This window comes from Blochmannia endosymbiont of Camponotus sp. C-003, from assembly GCF_023585685.1.
Classification (GTDB): domain Bacteria; phylum Pseudomonadota; class Gammaproteobacteria; order Enterobacterales; family Enterobacteriaceae; genus Blochmanniella.
This window is the reverse complement of record NZ_CP097764.1, coordinates 555,866-580,017: the sequence shown is the minus strand read 5'-3', so window position 1 is coordinate 580,017 and position 24,152 is coordinate 555,866. Positions and strand designations below refer to the sequence as shown.

19 protein-coding genes, 1 tRNA gene and 1 other RNA gene are annotated in these 24,152 nt (G+C 29.4%); 11 read left to right on the top strand and 10 right to left on the bottom strand.

The genetic code is table 11. The annotated features are described in order from the left end of the window. Positions 1-9 precede the first annotated feature (9 nt). Positions 10-1,383: a Do family serine endopeptidase gene (locus tag M9397_RS02445; RefSeq protein WP_250226805.1), complete on the bottom strand. Its 1,374-nt coding sequence runs from the start codon at positions 1,381-1,383 to the stop codon at positions 10-12. A gap of 233 nt (positions 1,384-1,616) precedes the next feature. Then, a complete protein-coding gene (locus M9397_RS02440; RefSeq protein ID WP_284150761.1) occupies positions 1,617-2,000 on the bottom strand; it encodes a Z-ring associated ZapG family protein in 384 nt (127 codons plus the stop codon). Between the two features lie 544 nt (positions 2,001-2,544). Here M9397_RS02440 and rplM point away from each other — a divergent pair. After that, on the top strand, positions 2,545-2,973 hold the full coding sequence (rplM, locus tag M9397_RS02435) for a 50S ribosomal protein L13 (protein WP_250226803.1): 429 nt from the start codon (positions 2,545-2,547) through the stop codon (positions 2,971-2,973). Between the two features lie 28 nt (positions 2,974-3,001). After that, positions 3,002-3,400, top strand: coding sequence for a 30S ribosomal protein S9 (gene rpsI / locus M9397_RS02430; protein WP_250226802.1), 399 nt, complete (start codon positions 3,002-3,004; stop codon positions 3,398-3,400). Between the two features lie 1,343 nt (positions 3,401-4,743). Here the strand turns inward: rpsI and dolP are convergent. Then, entirely contained in the window at positions 4,744-5,334 is a 591-nt protein-coding gene (dolP, locus tag M9397_RS02425) for a division/outer membrane stress-associated lipid-binding lipoprotein (RefSeq protein WP_250226801.1), read from the bottom strand. Between the two features lie 576 nt (positions 5,335-5,910). Here dolP and rsmI point away from each other — a divergent pair. The 3 genes from rsmI (at position 5,911) to M9397_RS02410 (ending at position 8,399) form a co-directional block, all read left to right on the top strand. Next, positions 5,911-6,768 carry a 16S rRNA (cytidine(1402)-2'-O)-methyltransferase gene (gene rsmI / locus M9397_RS02420; RefSeq protein ID WP_250226800.1) on the top strand — a complete coding sequence of 286 codons (858 nt, stop codon included), beginning with the start codon at positions 5,911-5,913 and terminating at the stop codon, positions 6,766-6,768. Between the two features lie 64 nt (positions 6,769-6,832). Next, an RNA gene (gene rnpB / locus M9397_RS02415) (RNase P RNA component class A) lies at positions 6,833-7,236 on the top strand. Between the two features lie 599 nt (positions 7,237-7,835). Next, positions 7,836-8,399, top strand: a complete 564-nt coding sequence (locus tag M9397_RS02410; RefSeq protein WP_250226799.1) for a DedA family protein — start codon at positions 7,836-7,838, stop codon at positions 8,397-8,399. A 177-nt stretch (positions 8,400-8,576) separates the two neighbouring features. Here M9397_RS02410 and M9397_RS02405 read toward each other — a convergent pair. The 4 genes from M9397_RS02405 to rpsU form a co-directional block, all read right to left on the bottom strand. Continuing rightward, positions 8,577-8,651 (bottom strand) — tRNA-Ile (locus tag M9397_RS02405). 314 nt (positions 8,652-8,965) lie between these two features. Next, complete coding sequence (gene rpoD, locus M9397_RS02400) at positions 8,966-10,801, bottom strand: RNA polymerase sigma factor RpoD (RefSeq protein WP_250226798.1); 1,836 nt, start codon at positions 10,799-10,801, stop codon at positions 8,966-8,968. A gap of 167 nt (positions 10,802-10,968) precedes the next feature. After that, positions 10,969-12,714, bottom strand: coding sequence for a DNA primase (gene dnaG, locus M9397_RS02395; protein ID WP_250227207.1), 1,746 nt, complete (start codon positions 12,712-12,714; stop codon positions 10,969-10,971). A 162-nt stretch (positions 12,715-12,876) separates the two neighbouring features. Then, a complete protein-coding gene (gene rpsU / locus M9397_RS02390; protein ID WP_250226797.1) occupies positions 12,877-13,092 on the bottom strand; it encodes a 30S ribosomal protein S21 in 216 nt (71 codons plus the stop codon). Positions 13,093-13,255: 163 nt separating this feature from the next. Between rpsU and tsaD the strand changes: the two genes are divergently transcribed. After that, a complete protein-coding gene (gene tsaD / locus M9397_RS02385) occupies positions 13,256-14,290 on the top strand; it encodes a tRNA (adenosine(37)-N6)-threonylcarbamoyltransferase complex transferase subunit TsaD (protein WP_250226796.1) in 1,035 nt (344 codons plus the stop codon). A gap of 26 nt (positions 14,291-14,316) precedes the next feature. Here tsaD and plsY read toward each other — a convergent pair whose 3' ends face one another. After that, positions 14,317-14,913: a glycerol-3-phosphate 1-O-acyltransferase PlsY gene (plsY, locus tag M9397_RS02380; protein ID WP_250226795.1), complete on the bottom strand. Its 597-nt coding sequence runs from the start codon at positions 14,911-14,913 to the stop codon at positions 14,317-14,319. A 115-nt stretch (positions 14,914-15,028) separates the two neighbouring features. Between plsY and folB the strand changes: the two genes are divergently transcribed. Together folB and M9397_RS02370 are read left to right on the top strand one after the other, a co-directional pair. Next, the gene (gene folB, locus M9397_RS02375; protein ID WP_250259633.1) at positions 15,029-15,412 is read left to right on the top strand and encodes a dihydroneopterin aldolase; all 384 of its coding nucleotides are present in this window, start codon (positions 15,029-15,031) and stop codon (positions 15,410-15,412) included. A gap of 109 nt (positions 15,413-15,521) precedes the next feature. Further along, entirely contained in the window at positions 15,522-16,388 is an 867-nt protein-coding gene (locus tag M9397_RS02370) for an undecaprenyl-diphosphate phosphatase (RefSeq protein WP_250259631.1), read from the top strand. A 289-nt stretch (positions 16,389-16,677) separates the two neighbouring features. On the opposite strand, the gene M9397_RS02365 is transcribed toward M9397_RS02370, so the two are convergent. Further along, positions 16,678-17,898 (bottom strand): tRNA CCA-pyrophosphorylase, encoded by a 1,221-nt coding sequence (locus M9397_RS02365; RefSeq protein WP_250226792.1) that lies wholly within the window; start codon positions 17,896-17,898, stop codon positions 16,678-16,680. A 450-nt stretch (positions 17,899-18,348) separates the two neighbouring features. On the opposite strand from M9397_RS02365, the gene hldE reads away from it, so the two are divergent. From hldE to M9397_RS02350, 3 genes are all read left to right on the top strand, one after another. Continuing rightward, positions 18,349-19,782: a bifunctional D-glycero-beta-D-manno-heptose-7-phosphate kinase/D-glycero-beta-D-manno-heptose 1-phosphate adenylyltransferase HldE gene (gene hldE / locus M9397_RS02360; protein ID WP_250226791.1), complete on the top strand. Its 1,434-nt coding sequence runs from the start codon at positions 18,349-18,351 to the stop codon at positions 19,780-19,782. Positions 19,783-20,635: 853 nt separating this feature from the next. Beyond that, positions 20,636-21,280, top strand: a complete 645-nt coding sequence (ribB, locus tag M9397_RS02355; RefSeq protein ID WP_250226790.1) for a 3,4-dihydroxy-2-butanone-4-phosphate synthase — start codon at positions 20,636-20,638, stop codon at positions 21,278-21,280. 328 nt (positions 21,281-21,608) lie between these two features. After that, complete coding sequence (locus M9397_RS02350) at positions 21,609-22,373, top strand: 1-acylglycerol-3-phosphate O-acyltransferase (RefSeq protein WP_250259628.1); 765 nt, start codon at positions 21,609-21,611, stop codon at positions 22,371-22,373. 203 nt (positions 22,374-22,576) lie between these two features. On the opposite strand, the gene metC is transcribed toward M9397_RS02350, so the two are convergent. Further along, positions 22,577-23,767, bottom strand: coding sequence for a cystathionine beta-lyase (gene metC, locus M9397_RS02345; protein ID WP_250226788.1), 1,191 nt, complete (start codon positions 23,765-23,767; stop codon positions 22,577-22,579). Between the last annotated feature and the right edge of the window lie 385 nt (positions 23,768-24,152).

Here is a 24,152-nt window from a genome sequence, read left to right as displayed (position 1 = left end):
AGATTAAACTTAACGAAGTAGTAAAAATATACTTGTATCTCCACGCATAATATTCAGCGCTATAACTGATGGTTTTTCGTTTAAAATTTTACGTAATTGAGATAAATTGTGTACTTTCGTGCGATTTAATCCGACGATTAAGTCGCCTTTTTGAAGACCAATAGAGTAAGCTGGAGAATCTTTTACTATATCTTCAACTCGTACTCCTTTTGTTCCATCTTTTGAAGATCCATTGCTTAGAGAAGCCCCTTGTAATGCTGGAGTTAACATTTCTTCGCTGGTACTTACAGAAGTGCTATCATCTAATAGCACTGATACTGTTTGTATTTTCCCATCTCGTAACAATCCTAGTTTTATAATTTTACCTGGAGTAGTAGTACCAATTTTCACCCTTAATTCTGCAAAATTTTTTATTGGTTTTCCTTCTATGGATACAATAATATCTCCTGCTTTAATATTTGCTTTGGAGGCTGCAGTTCCCGGTAGAACTTCGCTAACAAATGCTCCACGTTGTGCGTCGATATTAAGTGCTTTAGCGATATCGGCAGTTAATTCTGTACCTTTTATTCCTAATTGTCCTCGTTTTACTTCTCCAAATTCGATTAATTGTTGACTTAAATTTTTCACGATGTTGCTAGGAATAGCGAAACCAATACCAATATTTCCTCCCCCAGGCGCTAAAATAGCAGTATTAATTCCAATTAATTCTCCATGTAAGTTCACTAGAGCTCCTCCAGAATTTCCTCTATTTATAGAGGCATCAGTTTGTATAAAGTTTTCTAATCCTTCAAGGTTTAAACCACTCCTTCCTAATGCTGATATAATTCCAGAAGTTGCTGTTTGACCTAATCCAAAAGGATTACCAATCGCAACAGCAAAATCACCAACTTTTAAAATATCAGAATCAGCTATTTTTATTTCAGAGAGATTTTTAAATTTTAATAATTGAAGCAATGCTAAGTCAGTTTGTTCATCATGTCCTACCAATTTGGCATTAAACTCTCGACCATCGTTAAGTTGTATTTTAATTTTATCTGCACCGTTGACAACATGGTTATTGGTGATAATGTATCCTTTGTTAGCGTTAATAATTACTCCTGATCCTAGTCCTTCGAATGGTCTAGATCCAAAATTTCCTCCAGGGATATCTGGTCCAAAAAAATATTTAAATTCTTTAGGTAATGTCAGCCTCCTTGCAGGTTGAATGCCTTCTACATGCACACTTACTACTGCTGGCAGCACTGTATCTAACATGGGCGCTAAACTCGGAAAGCATTCCGACATTTCTGTAGAAAATGTTGTATGATTTATAGAAGACCCAGCATATGACATTCCCAATGTAAATAATATACTCAATATGTTCAGGAAATGTGTTATCTTCATAGGTAATTAATTAAGTTAGTTATATTGTAATCAAGAAATAGTATTGTTTAAATATTCATAAATTTTAACAACTAAAAATACAAGCTCCAATTTTATTATTCTAGGTAATAACTTTTAATTGTCTAGAATAGATTTAGGTGGATGATGAGTTACTATATTACACATGCTGTATATAGTATATGACGTCAAATAGCTTATGTAGAATAATGAAAGTTGCCTTATATTGTTTAATATCATGATTTTTTTATAGTATCTTCTACATTACTGGAATAATCTAGTGGTGCTTCTACTATTGGTAATTGTTCGTTTTTTATGGTTGTTTTTTTTATATTAAACGCGTGTATATTATCTTGTATATGTGTATTTGGTAAAAAAAAATTAGCACTTTTTTTAACGCTATGGTATAAATGACGATAATCATCTGCCATTTTGTTTAGTAATTCTATAGTATAAACAAAGTGATTACTTAGTTCTTTTTGGTATTCATTCAGTTTAATTTTTTTATCCTGTAGTTCGTTATATAAAGTTTTTTGATCATGTAGTAAATAGCGTGCTTTGTAATACATTATAGATCCCCCTATAATTATTCCGATTATTAAACTTATGAATATACACATCCATATCATAATAACACCCCTAAATTTATTTTATTTAATGTGTTTGTTTTCGTATGTTAATTGATTTAATACATAATTTTGCATATGTTTATGTTATCGTATAATATATTCAAAGTTAATAATCCCAATTATCGATTATCTAATATATACGTGATTTAGTAGAATTTTATTCTACTTAGTTTTCTTTATCAATAAATATTCATACAGAATGTTATAAAGTAAGTAGATAGGTATCTATTTGAGTATTTATTTTGAAATAAATATTAGAGTGATTCTAGAAATAGAATGATGATACAATATATCTTATCACATCAACTAATTTACTTTTAGTTAATCTATAATATATGGATTGAGACATTGTTTGAAGTAGTACCAATTTATACTGTTTTATAGGTTCAAAAGGTATTATGATATAACAATTTTAATGTTCAATGGTAGTATATATGCTGATATTAATCAAGTATCTTATTTGGCATATTGAATTCATTATTTTATGTTTAGTTAATATGGTTAAATTTTTTATATTGAGTGAGGTTTTATGTTGATGAAAACTTTTATGGCAAAATCACATTTAATTAGACGAAAATGGCATATTATTGATGCTAAGAATAAAATACTTGGTCGTTTATCTACTGTAATCACTAGATATTTAATTGGTAAGCATAAAATAGAATATACTCCTCATATCGATACCGGAGATTACGTTATTGTTGTAAATGCAAAAGAGGTGTCTGTAAGTGGGCATAAACGTGATGATAAAATATACTATCATCATACGGGATATATTGGAGGTATTAAGCAATTGAATTTTAAAGGAATGATAAATAGATACCCTGAAAAGATAATTGAAATTTCAGTAAAAGGTATGTTACCGAAAGGTCCTTTGGGTCGTATGATGTACTCTAGACTTAGAGTGTATTCGGGCAATGCGCATGTGCATGCTGCTCAAGAACCTCAATTTATAGATTGTTAATAATGAGAAATAACAATGGAAATAAAGTATGAATTTAAATCAATATTATGGTACTGGACGACGAAAAACTGCTTCCGCTCGAGTGTTTATTAGGTCTGGGATAGGTAATGGAAAAGTTATTATAAATAAACGTGAATTAGATCAATATTTTCCTAAACATAACATACAGTCAATCATTATCAGGCCCTTAAAAATTACTAATTTACTAAATAAATTAGATGTTTATATCACTGTAAAAGGTGGAGGTATGTCTGGTCAGGCTGGAGCGATATGTCATGGAATGACACGTGCATTATTGCAGTATGATGAGAAATTACGCAGTGTATTGCGATCAGTTGGATTAGTTACTAGAGATTCTAGAGAAGTAGAAAGAAAGAAGGTGGGTTTACGCAAAGCACGAAGGCGTCCTCAGTTTTCAAAGCGTTAAATATTTTAATAATGATAAAAATGTATTTTAGAATGTTTCTCCACAATTATGTATAAAATTTTTATAAAACATAACAAATGTAATAAGTATTTTCTATAACCTTACAGATGTGGTCGATGATGACGTTAGTGACATTATGTTTGTTGTGTTATAAAAATTTTAAGAATCTTAAACAAACATTGATTACAATGGGTGAATGTGTACCTTTAAATAGAATGAGGATTGATGTTTTTATTTTTTTTATTTACTGTTGTAGATTTTAATTTAAATCTAGAGATGGCATAATGTTTAAAACTGACTTAACTAACTATTTTATGTTGAAATGTCGAAAAGATAACAATCTTAACTGAACGAATAGTTGTAAAAAACTATAGGTACTATTATAGTTTTTCATGTTTATTTGAGAATGATTTTAAAACGATTACTAATTAGTATCTGTTCATTGTAGAAGGATATAATCCTTTACTATCTATGATAGTAGATATCTCTTCGTTATTTTATATAAATTGTTTATTTGGGTATATCAGGTATCTTCCAAATGGTTTTGTTTTAATAGTAGTTATATCGTAATGATTAATTTTTTTTTGATACCAATAGTTATTTTTTGTTTTTTATTTCATATGGATGAAATCATTTTACTATAACAATACATTGCGTATTCTTAACAGAAATATAAATTAGTTTAATTTTAATGTAAGTGAAAACATTTTTGGTAAGAACAATATTATACTAATTTGCAAAGAAGTATTAATAATATTACTTATATTTATTTAATTAGTTCGATGACAATGTAAATTCATTTAATATGAATTTTATGTATTTATCCTCATTTATTTGACTGGTAATAGTTTAATTGATGTGAAGATAGCGGTAATGTATCAGAAGAGATGTGTTTATAAGAGGGATTGTTTATTTTAATGATTGTTATTATTTCAAAATAAGTTGTATGAATCGCATCTTATATTCTATCAATATATTATTAGTTTTGAAAACTAGATATTTTATTAAAGGATTCGAAATATATTTTTTAAATTTGATTATATCTTTAAACAAAGAGTACAGTATAGAATTAAAAATGTTTGAAAGCTGATCGATAAAAGTATTACTAATTTTCGCTCTTTTCGGTGGTACTTTGAATAAAGTAAATATGTGTAATATGTTTTACAATGAAAATCGTTATATAGTTTGTGTATAGATACTAATGATAATATTCGTTATGATTATTAAATGTTTTTGTGTGATATTAGCAGGCTCTGTTTACATTTCAGGCACATAAAAAGTATAAAAAATATAGGAAATAGTGATGATGGTGGGCTATACATAATTTATGTGTGGTACTATATTTAGGAAATATAAGAAAAAGCAGTAAACACATTTTTTATGCCGTTTATTGAGCTTGCAATTTTTTCAGCGTATCTACCTTCTTCTTGAGTAACTTGTCCTAAAAGAAATACTTCTTTATTTTCTGTAATTATTTTAACGTTGGAAACATGTATATTCTTTTTTATAAACAAATTTAAGCGTATTTGAGTGCTGATCCAAGCATCTGTGCAAATGGATTGTACAGATATTGGTTTATCTTGACGAATTGCATTATAAACATTTTTTGTTCCATTGATTTTTTTTACTATTTTTATTGTTTCTTCAGCGAAAGAAATGGCAGGAGTTTGTCCGGTCAATAGCACATTACCTTGATATACGGTATTTTTTATTCTTGATGATTTTGTAATATGTTTGTTTTGATTAAGAGCATGAGCAATGTGAGCTTCTAAAATCTTATCATCCAACTGAGTACCTATAGTACGAGGATCATTCCATGCAGTGGTTATGAATGCAGCAGTTCCAATAGCCAACATACTTGAGCAACAAGCTTGCAACATTAATGTTGCAAATAAAATTAATAATATCTGTGATATATAATATTTAATGTTCATTTACACGCATTCATGTGCTCGGATCAGTAAATATAATACCAGTATTAATTTTTATTATCAAGTTTATAAATAGACTTATTTGTAAATACATTGTTTTAAAAGATAGGGCTAATGATAGTAATTATGTTAATAGATACGGTATGATACATGCATCAAGGTTTATGTACAAAAGTAAAATATATCTATAAGATTATTTTTAGTATTTAATTATGTTTACAATTTGTTTTTAGAATGTATAATATTGATGAAGTTTATTTGATAAATTATATGATAATTAAGGAATTATTATTATTTAATATTATCAAATACATTAAAAATATCATTTGATAATTTCAAGCCAGAAATGTATTAAATTTTTTAAATTAATATTAATTAATTAATTAGATGTAATATCATTTATTTATTAATAGTGTGATTTAGTTACTACAGATAATGAGATCGATTTGTTTGTTTTTTATAAAAATTACATATTAGACTGATAAATTGATATTGAATCTTTTATAAATAATCCATAGATGTTGTTGTTTATTTTATAAATATAATGTCTATCGTAGTAGATGTTGATATGTGAAGAATATGTTGCCATCGATACCCAGTTTTGCATCTGCATTGTATATAGTACCAACTCCTATTGGAAATTTGCAAGACATTACGTGTCGGGCTTTGTCAGTATTACGTCAAGTAGACTGTATTGCTGTGGAGGATACACGTCGTACTCGTATATTATTAGATTGTTTTTCTATTCATACATCCTTATGTACATTACATCAGTACAATGAATTCAAAAAAATACCAATGCTAATATCGAAACTACAGGAAGGATTAAGTATCGCTTTAGTGTCTGATGCAGGTACTCCATTGATTAATGATCCAGGATATTGTTTGGTACAATCTTGTCAGAAATTAAAAATTAGAATTATTCCATTACCTGGCCCATGTGCTGCTATTACTGCATTGTGTGGATCTGGTTTACCACCGGATCGTTTTTGTTTTGAAGGATTTCTACCGCATAAACATAATTTACGTATAGGACGTTTGCGAGATTTATCAGAAGAATCACGTACATTAATTTTTTACGATGTAAAACATCGTATAATAGATACTTTAAAAGATATGGCTAGTGTTTTCGGGTTAGAGCGTTATGTTGTGATAGCTCGAGAATTAACTAAAATATGGGAATCTATTTATGGTGCTCCTATTGGTCAATTATTATCTTGGGTTCAAAAAGATAATTCTCGAATTCAAGGAGAAATAGTTTTAGTTGTAGCAGGAAATGATTTGAAAAAGAATGAATTATCCCCAAAAATACTTCATGTCATGCGATTATTAGCATCCGAGTTACCTTTGAAAAGAGCCGCAACTTTGGCGGGATATATATATGGTGTAAAAAAGAATACGCTTTATAAGAAGTATCTAGATGAAAAAATTAAATAAAATTAAACATGCGATGTGATTTGATTGATGACTTAGCAAAGAAGGCATGGTTATAATATTTTGAGGAGTTGACTAGACAATCGCTGCTTCTTTGTATTTATAGTACTTAAAGATAGTCGGTGTGATTACAAATGAGGGGGAGGAAAGTCCGGGCTCCATAGGACAGGGTGCCAGGTAACGCCTGGGAGATGTGAATCTACGACAAGTGCAACAGAAAGAAAACCGCCTATAATTATTTTATAATAAATTATAGAAATTATAGGTAAGGGTGAAAAGGGGTGGTAAGAGCACACCATTCGAATTGGTAACAATTCGTGTTATGTAAACTCCACTCGGAGCAAGGCTAAATAGAAGTTCTACAGTATGGTCCGTACTGAACTTGGGTAGGCTGCTGAAACTATCGTGTGAACATTAGTTTAGATGAATGATTGTCCAAGACAGAACCCGGCTTATCGGTTAACTCCTTGTTAAAAGTCAAATATAATCATCGTGTGTGATCGTTGTTTTCATGATAAAGATATGTGTAGTAACACTAAATGTTAAGATAATGTTTTTCAGAGAAAGATTGATCGACAATAATATTTAGATGGCGATTACAATGATTTGTAATCATGATGAGTTATTATAAGAATGGTATATCTGATAAAGAAATAGTTTTGATTTGTTAGAATAGATATTTTTTGCATATTTTAAGTTAAGTTTTGAAGATTTAATTAATTATTAAAATACATGATGTATTTAATGCTACATGTGGTAAGAGTAAAATAATAGTAATATTTATAAGTAGTAATTTATTACATGAAAAATGTAAATAGATATAAACAGTACATGTTGTTATATGTTATAAAAAATTATAAATTGGTTATTTGTATAATGATTTTCTAAAAAATTGAGAGTTATAGTAATTAATTGAGAATTATTGATTCTCAAATGGAATGAAAGTGTTATTTTTATTTTTAATAGAATGGTATGTTCAAACTGTTATGTAAAAATTCATTTAATTAGGTTAAATATGTTAAATTCAATATAATTGACTTTGAAAATTTGTGAATGGAATTCAATAAGTAATGAATATTTTAAAAGAATTGATACATGTAGTATGGCAAAATAATCTTGTATTATTTCCTAATGTGAGGTTGGTATTAGCTATTTATTCATTAGCATTTCTTATTCTTTTTTTAGAAAATGCTATTATTCCGGCTGTTTTTTTGCCTGGGGATAGTTTGTTAGTGATATTAGGAGTATTGATCGCAAAAGGTATTTTGAATTTTACCGTTACTTTAGGAATTTTAACAATAGCTGTCAGCTTGGGTAGTTGGATTAGTTATTTACAAGGTAAATTTTTGGAGAATAATAAAATTTTTAAACGCTGGTTATCTTTGTTACCTAATAAATTTTATCAAAGAGCGAATTATATAATGAATAGGTATGGATTGTCTGCGCTTTTTATTGGTCGCTTTATAGCATTTGTGCGAACAGTATTACCTATTATTGCAGGAATATCTGGATTAAGTTCTTTTCGTTTTCAATTATTTAATTGGATCAGTTCATTTGTGTGGGTATTTATATTTATTGTTTTAGGTTTTTTTTTAGAACGATTAGAATGTTTTTATATATGTTATGATATGTAATGAAAAATTACTTATTCTTATTAAATAAGAAGATAAAAATATAGATTTATTATTTTATTTGAAAATCATCGATATACGACCATTTTGGTATGGTGTTGATCTTGTAAGAATAAGATCTTCATTTTTCAATAAAGCATGAAGATTGATTTGATGAAATTACTTTTTATTGAAAAGTAATGACCCCTGCTGGATTTGAACCAGCGACCAAGCGATTATGAGTCGCCTGCTCTAACCGATCTGAGCTAAGGGGCCTTGGTTTGTTTGTAATGATAACAATTGAGTTTGTGTTCATCATCATCTTGTCTATGCGCATAACAACTTGTTTTATTAAACACACAATATCACGCATGTACTATTATAGTATGTAATAATAGAGTTGTTATTAATTTTAATTGTTACTATATTTGTATTTTTTATTTACTAGTATATCTGATTACTATCATGTATATCATATTTTACAATTAAAATAACTAACATTCTGATGTTGTGTATCGAATAACGTATCCATAAAATTATATAATATCATGATTATAAAAAATGATGAATCATGCTTCTGAAATTTTTACTTAATCATCCAAAAAGCTTCTCAAAATTTCAGATCGACTAGGATGACGTAATTTTCTTAAAGCTTTTGCCTCTATTTGGCGAATACGTTCGCGAGTTACATCAAATTGTTTGCCCACTTCTTCTAGAGTATGATCAGTATTCATATCAATACCAAATCGCATACGTAATACTTTTGCTTCTCTTGGGGTCAGTCCAGCGAGTACATCATGAGTAGCAGTGCGCAAATTATCTGAAGTTGCTGAATCTAAAGGTAAATCATGATTGGTATCTTCAATAAAATCTCCAAGGTGAGAATCTTCGTCATCTCCTATAGGAGTTTCCATAGAAATAGGTTCTTTAGCAATTTTTAATACTTTTCTAATTTTATCTTCTGACATAAGCATACGCTCAGCTAGTTCTTCTGGTGTTGGTTCATGCCCTATCTCTTGCAACATTTGTCGAGAAACTCGATTAAGTTTATTAATAGTTTCTATCATATGAACTGGGATTCGGATGGTACGCGCTTGATCGGCTATCGATCTAGTAATTGCTTGACGAATCCACCAAGTAGCGTAAGTGGAAAATTTATAACCTCGACGATACTCAAATTTATCCACAGCTTTCATCAATCCAATATTGCCCTCTTGTATTAAATCTAGAAACTGCAACCCTCTATTTGTATATTTTTTGGCAATAGATATAACTAAACGAAGATTAGCTTCAACCATTTCTTTTTTAGCTCTTCGAGCTTTAGCTTCTCCAATAGACATACGACGATTAATATCTTTTACTTGCTCTATTGTTAATCCTGTTTCTTGTTCAATTTGATGTAGTTTTGACAAACTATTTTCTACATCTTCATCAACTTTATATAATCTTTCTGACCATGATGTGTGCATAGATAAAGCTGTATTAAACCATGTTTTATTGGTTTCGTTGCCTGAAAATAACTCTATGAAGTTTTTTTTTGGCATTTTACTAATTTCGACACATAATTTCATAATTAAGCGTTCTTGCTTACGTACTCGTTGCATCATAGATCGCATATTATTAACCAAATAATCAAATTGTTTTGGAACTAATCTAAATTGTTTGAATATTTCAGAGAGCTTTAAAATTTCTTTTGATGATTTAATATGATTGCGTCCATTATATTTAATCGTTTTGCGTGTTATTTCATACTGGTCTCGTAGTGCTGTAAATTTTTTACAGGCTATTTCTGGATCAATGTTATTTTCATCATTATTTTCTTCTTCATCGTCATCAGATATTGATTCAGTTATTATTTCAGAAGTTATGTGGGTTATGTTGGTGTGTATTGATATATTTTCATTTATATTAGGATCAACAAAACCTGTAATTAAATCTGAAAGACGCGTTTCACCTGTTTCTACACGTTTATACTGATCTAAAAGATAAGTAATTGCTTCTGGATATTCCGCAACTGAACATTGTACTTGATTTATTCCGTCTTCAATTCTTTTAGCAATATCTATTTCACCTTCTCGTGTTAATAATTCCACAGTACCCATTTCCCGCATATACATTCGTACTGGATCAGTTGTTCTCCCTAATTCTGAGTCAACGCTAGTTAATGCTTGAACGGCAGCTTCTGTCGCATCTTCTTCGTCATTAGTAGAATGAGTGTGTCCAATTAATAAAAACTCATCAGAATTAGGAGCTTCTTCCATAACTTGAATACCCATATCATTCATCATTTGTATTATATTTTCGATTTGACCAGGATCCACAATATCTTCTGGCAAATGATCATTGACTTCAGAAAAAGTTAAGTATCCTTGTTCTTTTCCGAGTGTGACGAGTAACTTAAGTTGTGATTGTGGGTTATGTTCCATAAAGACTCCCACGTTTCAAAATAATATTTATATTTAAAAGTTTAATAGTAGTGTAATTTCCCATCTATTGATGAAATGTAAGTGAATTATTAAAATAATTCATTCAGGAGGTATTTTTATGATTGTTTTCATTAGTAACATTAAGTCCAAGAGTTTATATTTTTATATTAATGTTTCGATAATGTTTTATTTAATAACCATAATTCTTGACGTTCTTGCATTGTTAAACCAGATGTACGATCACGTGCAATCAGTATCTCTTGGCGTTTTTCAAGAGTTAAATTATATAATTTGGTCAAAGCATCAATAAAAGTAGTTTCTATCATATCATTTGTAATTATGTGATTCCAATATGCTAGTAATTCAAGTTTTGAAAAAAATTTATTCCCACGATAATGCTCTAATAATTGAGCAGAAGTTGATATTGGATATGTTTTGCATATTTGAACTAAATCAATAAACATCACAATATCATCTTGTTCAAATTGTTCCAATCCTTGCACACTTGGGACTAATTTAGCAAGTCGCGGATTTTGTATGAGTAATACTATCAATATGCGTTCTATGCTGTTATTTGTATAACATCTGTTTATTTTATTATTGCATATAATAGGTTTTTTTATGAGCAATTGGCTCAATTTATTATCATCTAGAATCCCTATTTTGTTGCCTAATTGTTGCAGTAAACACAATTTTAAAGTTTGTCCTGGAATTTTTTTAAGTATAGGTAACATCAGGCTACTTAATTTAACCCGACCTGATAATGTTTGTAAATTTGTTTTTTGTAATAATGTTTCAAATAAAAAATTTGATAAATCTTGTGTTTGGGTTAACTTTTTTAAAAAATTGTTTTTTCCTATTTTACGTATCAATGTATCTGGATCTTCTCCATGAGGCAAGAATGAGAAATGTATTTGACGTTCATCAGTAAGATATGGTAGAGCGGTATTTAGTGTACGCCAAGCAGCTTTTTTACCAGCATAATCACCATCATAACAACAAATAATTTGATCAGTAATACTATATAATAATCGAATATGATTATCAGTAGTAGAAGTTCCTAAAGCAGCAACTGCATAGTTAATCCCAAATTGTGTTAAGGTGATAACATCAATATAACCTTCTACTAAAAGTATGCAAGAGAGATTTTTTTGTTTCATGCGTGCTTCGTACAAGCCATATAAATGTTGACTTTTTTTAAAAATTTTGGTATCTGGTGAATTCAAGTACTTGGGTATTTTTTTTTGGGTAATAACACGACCTCCGAATGCTACAATTCTTCCCGCTATATCTCGTATAGGAAACATAATGCGGCCACGAAAGCGATCGTATTTATGTTTTTTTGTATTATTGCTAATTAACATGCCTGATTGATCAAGTAGCTTTTGATCATATAATGTCAGACTAAATTTTTGTATTATGTTGCTCCATCTGGATGGAGCAAATCCAATATTGAAGTAATCGATAATTTTGGTATTTAATCCACGATTTTTCAAATATTTGTAGGCGTATAAATATTTTTGTTGGGTTAATATATTTTTATAGTATGCACATAATTTATTCATTAATTGATATAAATTATTTTTTAGATCATTATTGTTTGTATAGGATGTTGAATCTTTTTCTATTGGTATTCCGTGCATGATTGATAGTTCTTTAATAGCTTCAATGAATGTAAGTCGGTCATAATGCATCAAAAAATCTATTGCATTTCCATGTGATCCACAGCTGAAGCAATAATAAAATTGCTTTTCGATATTGACAGTAAATGATGGGTTTTTTTCAGTATGAAACGGACAGGAGGCCAAAAAATTCTTCCCCTGTCTTTTTAAAGACACACGTTGACCAATTAAATCAACAATATTAGTACGTGATATTAATTCATTAATTACTGTATTTGGGATTCGGGTAATTGCATTTCCTTAGCTCATGTTATTGAGCACAGATAACACAAACTATTGTCAATCATCAATGATTGAACATCATGTATGTAACTACATGTCATTTGGTTCTTATAATTGTTTAAAGTAAATTGTTGATTGTTATGTTTTTGTACATAAAAATTGTAAGATCATTTAATATAAGCGAATACGTCTTAAATTTTCTCGAGCTAGTTTTTTGATATGACGTTTAATAGCTGATGCTTTGGCTCGTTTACGTTCTGTGGTTGGTTTTTCATAAAATTCTCTACGACGTACTTCAGATAAAATTCCTGATTTTTCACAAGATCTTTTGAAACGACGTAACGCTACATCGAATGATTCGTTTTCACGTACTTTAATTATTGGCATATATCTATCTCTATTATTTAATATTTTTGATTGAGGATTGTTATTATATATTTTATATAAATAACTGTATTTTTATTATTTTGTAATATAACATTAAATATTATGACATGAAATATAAATAGTGTGAGTACTGTGTAATTATCAGTTGGATATAGAATATTATATGCGTGTTTTAGGTATTGAAACTTCGTGTGATGAAACAGGTGTAGCAATTTATGATCAATATAAAGGATTATTAGTGAATGCAGTACATAGTCAAAATGAATTGCATGCTGCTTATGGTGGCGTTGTTCCTGAATTGGCTGCTCGTGATCATATACGAAAAATAGTTCCTTTAATTTTATCTACATTAGATCGAGCTGGTTTGGAACCTAAGAATATCGACGGAATAGCATATACTGCTGGACCTGGCTTGATGGGCGCTTTATTGGTTGGAGCAACTGTTGCTAGAACACTTGCGTATGCTTGGAAAATACCCGCTGTCGATATTCATCATATGGAAGCTCATTTATTAGCGCCAATGTTAGAAAAAAAGATTCCTACTTTTCCATTCGTGGCATTATTGGTATCTGGTGGACACACTCTGCTTGTGTCTGCAAATAATATAGGGGAATATAAAATATTAGGAGAATCTATTGATGATGCTGTTGGAGAAGTGTTTGATAAAATTGCTGTATTATTAGGATTAAAATATCCTGGGGGGGCTTTATTATCCCAAATGGCTCGAAAGGGTATTCCGGGGCGTTATGTATTTCCTCGTCCCATGACTGATCGACCTGGTTTGAATTTTAGTTTTTCTGGATTAAAAACTTTTGCGGTAAATACTATTATGTCAGGTTCTCATGACGCTCAAACTTATGCTGATATTGCACGCGCATTGGAAGATTCAGTCGTTGAAACACTGGCAATTAAATGTCGTCGTGCATTAAATCAAACTGGATTGAAGTGTTTAGTAATATCTGGAGGTGTTAGCGCTAACCATGAGTTGCGGTCATGTCTTTTGAAGCTGATGTATATATTAAAAGGAAAATTGTTTTATCCTAGATCGGAGTTCTGTACAGATAACGGTGCAATGGTGGCTTATACTGGATTAATTAGACTAAAGGCTGGATTATTTAGTGATTTACCAATTGTAGTGAGACCACGCTGGTCATTAGAAGATCTTCCCCGAATCAATCAAAAACAACAATCATTGTGATTTATGAGTCGGGTTAATATAGTATGTTAATCACGCCAAATACGTTCTTCTTTATGATTAAACAAACGTCTAATATTAGTAATATGTTTTATTATAACTAAAGAAGATATTATGATTATTGGAAGTAAATATTGAGATTGAAAGTACCAAGCATAACAAGGTATGATAAGTGCAGTAACGATGGCTCCCAGTGAGGAATATCCAAAAGATAACACAATCAATGTCCAAATACTCATCATTACTATGGAGGAGTTAGGATCTATGGTTATGAGAGTTCCAAATGCGGTAGCTACGCCTTTTCCTCCATAAAATTTAAAAAATATGGGATACATATGCCCCAAACAAGCAAAAACAGCTGTAGCTCCTAAGAAAATAGGAGAAATTTCAAAATGTAATCCCAACCAAACCGGTATTGCTCCTTTTAGTATATCAAATAAAATCACACTAATTGCAATTTTAATCCCTGCGATGCGTAAAATATTAGTAGCACCAGGATTTTTAGAGCCAAAATTTCTTGGGTCTGGAAAATGTAATATTTTGCATATTAAAATAGCGCTGGATATTGATCCTAAAAAATAAGCAAGTATCACTATGATAATGGGAGAAAAATCATAAAAATTCATTTTATTAAGATTTAAACCAATTTATTGCATACATTTTTTATATAGTGTGTATATTAAACAATTAAACGGTCAATATCATTTAAATAAATGATTTTTTATGTAGTAAATACAATGTATGATGGATATCTTATTTATTGAACAACTAACAGTAATGGCGTATATCGGTATAAATGATTGGGAAAAAAAATGTTTACAAAAATTAATTTTTGATTTGCAATTATCATGTAATACTGATTTTTTTTTAGATAATCGAAACATAATATCTTATGTCGATTATACTCATGTAAATCAAGTTATACTTAATTTAGTGGGCCAAAAACATTTTTATTTAATAGAAGATGTTGCTAATTTAATAGCAAATACGTTGATGGAAAAATTTTGTATTGAATGGATTCGTGTAAAAGTAAGTAAACCTGGAGCAATTCACAATGCTTTTAATGTTGGTGTATGTATTGAGCGACAGAACAAAATGTTTATCAAATCTTTAAAAAAAGATTAGTTTGTTGAAGAACATATGAATATGTCTGTAAAATAATGAAAATTATTAAATAATCAAATTATTTCTACATACCATGAAAATGTGGTAATGCATGTGTTATGATTACTTTATGTTAAATATTATATTTTATATTATTGATTTTGGGTCGTTAATATTAGATGTACGTAGATTAGTTATTTCATTGATTTTGGGGATAGTAGAAGGTTTAACAGAATTTCTTCCTATCTCTTCAACAGGGCATATGATATTGGTAGAAAATATTTTAAATTGTATGGATGATTCAGTTATAGCTTTTACTGTGATTATTCAATTAGGTGCTATTTTGTCTATAACAAAAATCTTTTGGAATCGATTATATTGTATGAGTATGATTTCTATAAAAAAAATATTTGTTAAACAACACGATAATAAAAATTATTTATGTATTCGACATATATTGTTAGGAACGTTGCCTGGGACAATATTAGGAATGATTTTTTATGAAAAAATTAAATTGGTTTTTGAATTAATATATATTATGTATGGGTTAATAATTGGAGGAGTTTTTTTATTAATTGGGGAATTATATATATCTAAAAAACCACGCGTATCAGATATTAATAATATAACTTATTTGCAAGCTTTTTTAATTGGATGTTTTCAATGTTTAGCTTTTTGGCCGGGATTTTCTCGCGCTGGAGCTACTATTGGAGGCGGATTATTAGTTGGTCTTAATCGACGTATATCGTCAGAGTTTTCATTTTTTTTAGCAGTTCCTATTATATTTGGTTCTGCAGTCTTAACTTTTTATCATTATAGATCGTTTATTGATCTCGTAGATGCTTTGCTATTACTAGGAGGCAGTGTCATAGCATTTATTGTGGCATTATTTACTGTAAGATATTTCTTGAAAATAGTTCAAAATGTTTCTTTAATTCCTTTTGCTATATATCGATTTTTATTAGCAGGAGGTATCTATTGGGGATTAATAACATAATTCACATTAATGTTATAATGTATTTGATAATAATTTATATTATTAAATATTTGTATTGATTAAGCATGTTGTGCGCTGAGTATTAAACAACAGAATTATTACTACAACAATTATAGTCACTGATTGTGATTCATAATACACATGTTATTTTTTTGTATGTAGATTTATTAATATTATTAATGATAGTTCATCATATCTTTATTGTAATTTTTCTCTAGTAATATGTATTTGCTATAGTTTATTTGATTATTTATAGTGTTTTAAAATTTTGTTTATAAATATTTTATATTTATTTATTTTTCCATGAATTTAAAGCATGTAAACGTCTAACATATAATTCTTTAGTTATATTTGATCCGGTAAATCCCTCTTTAATAATGTCTGAGGTAGAAATTTTTTTTGCTATTGCAAAGGCTGTTCGTAGAAAATTTTCTTGATTTAACACATAACTGTTATGACTTTCATGTCTTATTGTATCGGATTGAATAACTAAAATAATTTGATTTATTCTGTTCGGGCGCCGCCAACAATCAAAATCATGGAATAAGGTCATTAGCATTTTAGGCGTCAACATGTTCAAGTCATGTAAATAGTTATGATATTCTGAAATAATTTTTGAAAAATTACGAATTTCATGTGGTATTTTTAATCTATTGCATAAATTGTGGATCAAAGTAACCCCTAATTTTCTGTGATCATAATGTTTGGTGTTTTTGTTTTTTTTGTTAAAAGATATCCCCTTGCTTAAATTACGACATAAAACAGAAAACCGTACATTGATATCATCTGTTAAATGAGCCGCTTTAGAAAGTGTTGTCATAGTATAATAACCAGTATTAATTTTTGAGTAATATTGATTCGGAGTAGGTATATCAAATAATGCATCTAATTCAGGGAATAAGATTTTTAAAGCTCCACAATGACGTAAAACTGTAAAATATACTTGTGGGTTGTCTGTGATCAAAGCTTTTTTTGTTTCCGCCCATATACGTTCTGGAGATAGTGATAGTAATTCACGAACCATTTGTGTCATTAATATTAGCGTTTCTGAAGCTATAGTAAAATGCATGTGCGCGAATCGTGCAGCAAATCGAGCGACTCTTAATACTCGTAGGGGATCTTCATTAAATGTATGAGAAACATGCCGTAACAATCGTAACTCTATATCTCGTTGTCCGTGGTATGGATCTACAAGATTGCCATGTGCATCATAAGCCATAGCATTAATAGTTAAATCTCTACGATACAAATCTTCTTCAATAGTAATTGAAGGAGCTGTATGACAAGTAAATCCAGTATATCCTTGACCAGATTTGCGTTCAGTACGCGCTAATGCATATTCTTCATGATTTTCTGGGTGTAAAAATACTGGAAAATCTTTTCCAACTTGTTCATAACCTATATTCAACATTTCTTGAGGAGTAGATCCTACTATCACCCAATCTTTTTCTTGAACTGGTAGTTTTAACAGTGTGTCTCGTACAGCACCGCCTACTAAATATTTTTCCATTGTGTAATTCTCGATCAAATGATTGTAATATTAAAATGCTACCGATTAATTAAAAATTAAAAATATTTTATATAGAAAAAATTTTAAAAAGAAAATATAGTGATTTTTTTGTTTTTATTAATTATATTAAATAAAAATCGTTTAACAATTGTTTTAATAGTAATGAATTAAATCAATTTATTAAGATGCATAAAGTTTTATATGGTCAGATGATGTTTAGATAAAAATATTAATTACAAGTGTGTAGTGTAGTAAAAATATTGTTTTCAATTTTTTAAAGATATAATGATTAAGTTGTATTTAAAGTAGAATTATATAAATGCACCAAAACTGTATATATTATAATTTTGATTACTTACCAAATAATTTAATGTGTTATTAATGAAAAATGATACTTTCATGTATAATCAACTACGTTTTTATTCGTTCAAGATGTGTACTAGGTAAATTATGACTGTTATTTTTCCAAATTTTTCCAATTCGCGTGTATTAATCGTAGGAGATGTTATGTTAGACCGATATTGGTATGGGTCTACTGATAAAATTTCACCAGAAGCACCTGTTCCAATTGTTAAGATCAATAAAATTATAGATCGACCAGGTGGAGCTGCTAATGTTGCGATGAATATTGCTTCTTTAGGCGCTCAATCAAGATTATTAGGATTAACTGGAGTTGATGAAGCAGCTAAAATTTTAAAAAAACAACTCAATGAATCGAATATCAAATGGAATTTGATCCCGGTTAATACATGTCCTACTATAATTAAATTGCGAGTAATGTCGCGTAACCAACAACTTATTAGATTAGATTTCGAACAATGTTTTAATAATATTGATACTACGAAATTATTTAAAAAAATTGAATTGTATTTACCAAAATATAAGGTGTTAGTATTGTCTGATTATGCTAAGGGTTCTTTAAATTGCATAGAAGAAATTATTAAATTGGCACATTATATGAATGTACCAGTTATCGTAGACCCTAAAGGTATACAATTTTCTCGTTATAAAGGCGCTACTTTATTAACTCCTAATATATCAGAATTTGAATCGGTAGTAGGATTTTGTCGCAATGAAAAAATTTTGATAAATCGAGCTCAAGAAATTATAATTGATTATAATTTATCAGCTTTGTTGATCACACGTTCTGAAAGGGGTATGACTTTATGTACACGAGATGCGGCCCCATTATATTTTTCAACTCAAACAAAAGAAGTACACGATGTAATTGGTGCTGGGGATACAGTAGTTGGTGTACTGTCAGCAGCATTATCTGTTGGTAAAAGTTTGGAAAAAGCATGTTTTTTGGCTAATTTAGCTGCCGGTGTAGTAATAAAAAAATCGGGAACTTCTACTAGCAATGTAACTGACATGAGAGAAATCATGAATAATCATATATCTACTACTTTGCCGGGTGGTATATTAGATGAGAAAACATTAAAAGAGATGATAGCTTTAGTTCGTAATAGAGGCGAAAAAATAGTCATGACTAATGGCGTATTTGATATTTTGCATGCTGGTCATGTAAGTTATTTGACTAATGCTAAAAAACTTGGAGATAGATTAATTGTGGCTGTGAACAGTGACGGTTCAACAAGACGTTTAAAAGGTAAAACAAGACCTATAAATACTTTAGAACAACGTATGTTCATATTATCTGCTTTAACAGTAGTAGATTGGGTGGTGCCTTTTTATGAGGATACACCCGCAAGGTTAGTTACATACTTGTCTCCAGATTTTTTAGTAAAAGGTGGTGATTATCATGTATGTGATATTGAAGGAAGTCAAGAGGTATTGAGTAGTGGAGGAACAGTGCGTGTGTTAAATTTTCAAACCGGTTGCTCGAGCAGTAATATTATCAATGCTATTAAACGTAAAAATTGAAAACATGTAAGGTATATTAATACAATATATATATTGTAGTATGATATTAAAGTATATGGAATATTTCTGTCCTGGAATGTGAGTACAAGTATAATCATGTGAGGGTATAAATAATAAATAAATGTATTGATGTGAAAATCAATCATGTTGTTCTAATCTTTATAAAAAATTTAGTTATACAGAGAGGGTTATTTTTGTTATTTATTTGTTATTCATAAATGACTGGTGATTTTGAATTTGTGTTTATATTGGTTGTTGAATTGTTATGATTGTTTCGTTTTTATTGTGATGTTAAGTTATATTGTATATGTGTATATATAAATTCTTTTAATTCTCTATAATTCACATTTATATTATTTATGTCATCGTAAAATTCAATATTTTTATTGTAAATTATATGTGAGATTTTTACTGGTATTTGGAATAAATTTATACGAATAATATTAAATGTTTTAATTTTAAAATATTTAATATATTAATGTTGTTAGTTATTTTTTTAATTTATATATATATATTGCATATAATGAACAGTGTTTTTATATAAATTTTTAATTTTCTGATATGTGTTGTATCAATATAGTGTTTAATGCATGTAGATTAAGGTTGTTTCAGTGTATATATAAGATAATCTATATTGAATTATATAAAAATATAAAAAAATTCAATAGCATTTATTGGTACGGCTTTATGACGATGGTTTGATATAATTTGAATGTTAGTAGCCATGGTTAACGTAAGATGATGGTATAGTTTTGGATCGACATGTATTATGTTATTTAAAATTATACTTTTGTTTGTAGTTTGGTTTATTGTTATTGGATGAATTATTGTATTTAGTGAGGATTTAATTATTATGTATCGGAGGAATTGTTTGTCTGAATTTGGATCACCTATAGAACGTGTCCAAAATGCATTAAAAGCATTACGCAATGGCCAGGGTATTTTAGTGATGGATGATGAAGACCGAGAGAATGAGGGTGATATGATATTTGCTGCAGAAAATATGACAATTGAACAAATGGCATTGGCCATTCGTTATGGCAGTGGAATAGTTTGTTTATCCTTAACAGAAGATCGATGTAAACAATTAAATTTAACAATGATGGTAGAAAATAATAGCAATCGTCATAGAACCGCTTTTACTGTTACTATAGAAGCAGCAAAAGGTATAACGACTGGGGTGTCGGCCGCAGATCGACTAACTACTATTAGAGTTTCTATAGAAGATAACGCAAAACCTTCTGATTTAAATCGTCCCGGTCATGTTTTTCCATTACGAGCTCAAGATGGTGGAGTATTAGTTCGTTGCGGCCATACAGAAGCAGCTATTGATTTAACTTCATTAGCTGGATTAGGACCTTTTGGAGTGTTGTGCGAGGTAACAAATAAAGATGGAAGCATGGCGCGTATATTAGAAATAATCACGTTTGCACGAAGACATAGAATGCCAGTTTTAACTATTTCAGATTTGATCACTTATCGTATTCATATGACTTAATGACAATCATTGTTTATTAAATGATAAATTTTTTAATAATATTTAAAAAATATATTGTGTAGAGAATTATAATTATCAATTATCATCAATAATAATGTGTTTGATTATGTATTTTTGATGTATTTTAATGAGCATATTTATTGCAATATTTTGTATAAATAGAATTTATATCATCTAACCAAGGTAGTGTTTTTGACTGAAATGATTATAATTGAATAATTGTGTTAAGAACATTAACTATAATAAATGATGTGGCTTAATTAGATAAAATACGTGGCTATATAATTTTTTAAAAAAGGTTCATAGAGAATTTGTTCAAGGAGAACATATGCTTGCCATTATACGTATTATTTTGATCTTGATATTGTCAATTAGCATTTGTATGTTTGGTATTATTTATTGTTTATTAAGTCCTCGTCAATCATATCACACTGCTTTTTTTAGTCGATTGTTTGGAAGTATGGCCCCTATTTTTGGTATTCAAGTTAAAATACGCAATTTGTTACGTAATAAATTACCAAAACATTGTATATATATCGCTAACCATCAAAATAATTATGATATGATCACAGTATCTTGTGTTGTGCAGCCACGTACAATAATAGTAGGTAAAAAAAATTTACTGTGGATTCCATTATTTGGACAACTGTATTGGTTATGTGGAAATATATTGATTAATCGTAGTCAAAATACTAGGTCTCATAACGTTTTAATACAAAAAGCTAAATCCATGAAAAAGAACGATATTTCTATTTGGGTATTTCCAGAAGGCACACGCAGTGCTGGAAGGGGTTTGTTGCCGTTTAAAATTGGTGCGTTTCATGCTGCAATTTCAGCTCAAATACCAATCGTGCCTATTTGTGTTTCTAATATTTCTAATAAAAAAATAAAATTAAATCGTTGGTCCAACGGTTTAGTAATTATTGAGATTATGCCTCCTATAGAAACTCAAAAATATGAACCTAATAAGGTGCGCGATATGAGTAAGTATTGTTATGAAGTTATGAAGATGAAAATTGATTCATTAAACAAAGAAGTAATTGAACACGAAACACAGATATCTCGAGTATTAAAAACACATTGCATAAAATAATTTGCAATTTAATTGTTTTTTTGGGAATGGGCGATTGTTATTGCTCGCTAGTTTAAATTATAAAATCACGGTATACGATGCAACAAACACTATTTGTTGGGATAACTGTTGTAGCTAATGTATAAAAATAAATTACAATAACAAATTTGTTGTGATGATGAAATTAAAAATAAAAATATCTTTGCATGTTAATGTTATTTATATCATGATGCATTTATACGGTAAAGAGCACCTGATAAGTCACGAATCAAATCGTTAGGATGTTCTAATCCCACATGAATTCTAACTAATGTTCCTGTAAAATCTAATGTACCCGAGGGACGTATTGGGCGTAGTTCCTCTACTTGATTCACTAAAATCAAAGATTCAAATCCACCCCAAGAGTATGCAATTTTAAAGTATTTAAAATGATTAATAAAATGAGACAATTGCGAATTGTTTAAACGTTTTTTTAGAATAAACGAAAATAATCCGCTAGATCCACTAAAATCTCTTATAAAATATTTATGTCCCTTGCATGTAGCTAAGGCGGGGTGATTTACTCGTTCTATTGCTGGATGTTGAGCTAACCAATGGGCAATGTGCAGCCCATTTTCTTCATGTTGTTTTAGTCTAACATATAAAGTACGTAATCCACGTGATGCCATGTAAGCGGTGTCAGCATCAACCATTTGTCCCATTAAATACGATTGTTTTTGCAATTGATCCCAACAGCGTGCATTGGACACTGCAGTTCCTATCATTCCATCAGAATGGCCTATGATATATTTAGTGCCTGATTGTAGGGAGATATCTACGCCTATATCTAATGCTTTAAAAAAAACTCCTGCCGACCAAGTATTATCTAATAATATGACAATATCTGATTTTTTTTTACGCACTGTTTTAACGATGCTAGGAACATTTTGTACCTCCATCGTTATTGATCCTGGTGATTCTAATACAACTAAACAAGTGTTGTGCTGAATTAAATTGGCAATATCATTTCCAATTAACGGATTAAACCAGGTGGTGTCTATATTCATTCTTTTTAAAACATATCGACAGAATTTTTGAGTTGGTTCATATGCAGAGCCTGTCATTAATATATGGTCTCCTGGTTGAACAAAAGAAAGGATTGTATGAGTAATTGCTGCTGTACCACATGGATACAGTACACAACCAACTCCGTTTTCTAATTCAGCCATTGATTGGCGTAAGGAAAAATGAGTAATAGTTCCATATCGACCGTAGAATAATTTATCCGTCGTGTTGTGATTTTTTGTGGCTTGTTGTTTTTGTTGAATAGAATCGAATACTACTGAAGATGTCCGTTGGATAATAGGATTAATTGCGCCGTATGTGTATTTTTTATCCCTGCCAGAAGTAATTAATGCAGTTTCAAGTTTTTTCATGATTATTATGTTGTATGGACTAATGATAAAAATTAAATCTATTTAATTATGTTAAATATAAATTTATATTCCTTATATTATTTTAATATATTCATATGATTTTTTAGATTAAAATATAACATAATGATAATGTTATATTTTACCGATCTTAATGGATATATATGGCGATGTCTAGTATTTATGTATTACGTGTATGTAAATTTTTATTTTTATAAGAATCATCATAAATAGGATTTATATCTAAAGATATTTAAATATATCAGGTGAATAGGTTTGAGTCTTAAAAAAAAAATATTTTTTAACATCATCGGGTGTTTAAATGATATGACATATCATGTGCATCATGCATACATTTACTTAGGTAGTCGTCATATCATGTTTATTT

Coding starts and splice junctions, on each gene's coding strand:
- M9397_RS02445 (WP_250226805.1), bottom strand. CDS start 1,383: ATGAAGATAACACATTTCCTGAACATATTGAGTATATTATTTACATTG.
- M9397_RS02440 (WP_284150761.1), bottom strand. CDS start 2,000: ATGTGTATATTCATAAGTTTAATAATCGGAATAATTATAGGGGGATCT.
- rplM (WP_250226803.1), top strand. CDS start 2,545: ATGAAAACTTTTATGGCAAAATCACATTTAATTAGACGAAAATGGCAT.
- rpsI (WP_250226802.1), top strand. CDS start 3,002: ATGAATTTAAATCAATATTATGGTACTGGACGACGAAAAACTGCTTCC.
- dolP (WP_250226801.1), bottom strand. CDS start 5,334: ATGAACATTAAATATTATATATCACAGATATTATTAATTTTATTTGCA.
- rsmI (WP_250226800.1), top strand. CDS start 5,911: ATGTTGCCATCGATACCCAGTTTTGCATCTGCATTGTATATAGTACCA.
- M9397_RS02410 (WP_250226799.1), top strand. CDS start 7,836: ATGAATATTTTAAAAGAATTGATACATGTAGTATGGCAAAATAATCTT.
- rpoD (WP_250226798.1), bottom strand. CDS start 10,801: ATGGAACATAACCCACAATCACAACTTAAGTTACTCGTCACACTCGGA.
- rpsU (WP_250226797.1), bottom strand. CDS start 13,092: ATGCCAATAATTAAAGTACGTGAAAACGAATCATTCGATGTAGCGTTA.
- tsaD (WP_250226796.1), top strand. CDS start 13,256: ATGCGTGTTTTAGGTATTGAAACTTCGTGTGATGAAACAGGTGTAGCA.
- plsY (WP_250226795.1), bottom strand. CDS start 14,913: ATGAATTTTTATGATTTTTCTCCCATTATCATAGTGATACTTGCTTAT.
- folB (WP_250259633.1), top strand. CDS start 15,029: ATGATGGATATCTTATTTATTGAACAACTAACAGTAATGGCGTATATC.
- M9397_RS02370 (WP_250259631.1), top strand. CDS start 15,522: ATGTTAAATATTATATTTTATATTATTGATTTTGGGTCGTTAATATTA.
- M9397_RS02365 (WP_250226792.1), bottom strand. CDS start 17,898: ATGGAAAAATATTTAGTAGGCGGTGCTGTACGAGACACACTGTTAAAA.
- hldE (WP_250226791.1), top strand. CDS start 18,349: ATGACTGTTATTTTTCCAAATTTTTCCAATTCGCGTGTATTAATCGTA.
- ribB (WP_250226790.1), top strand. CDS start 20,636: ATGTATCGGAGGAATTGTTTGTCTGAATTTGGATCACCTATAGAACGT.
- M9397_RS02350 (WP_250259628.1), top strand. CDS start 21,609: ATGCTTGCCATTATACGTATTATTTTGATCTTGATATTGTCAATTAGC.
- metC (WP_250226788.1), bottom strand. CDS start 23,767: ATGAAAAAACTTGAAACTGCATTAATTACTTCTGGCAGGGATAAAAAA.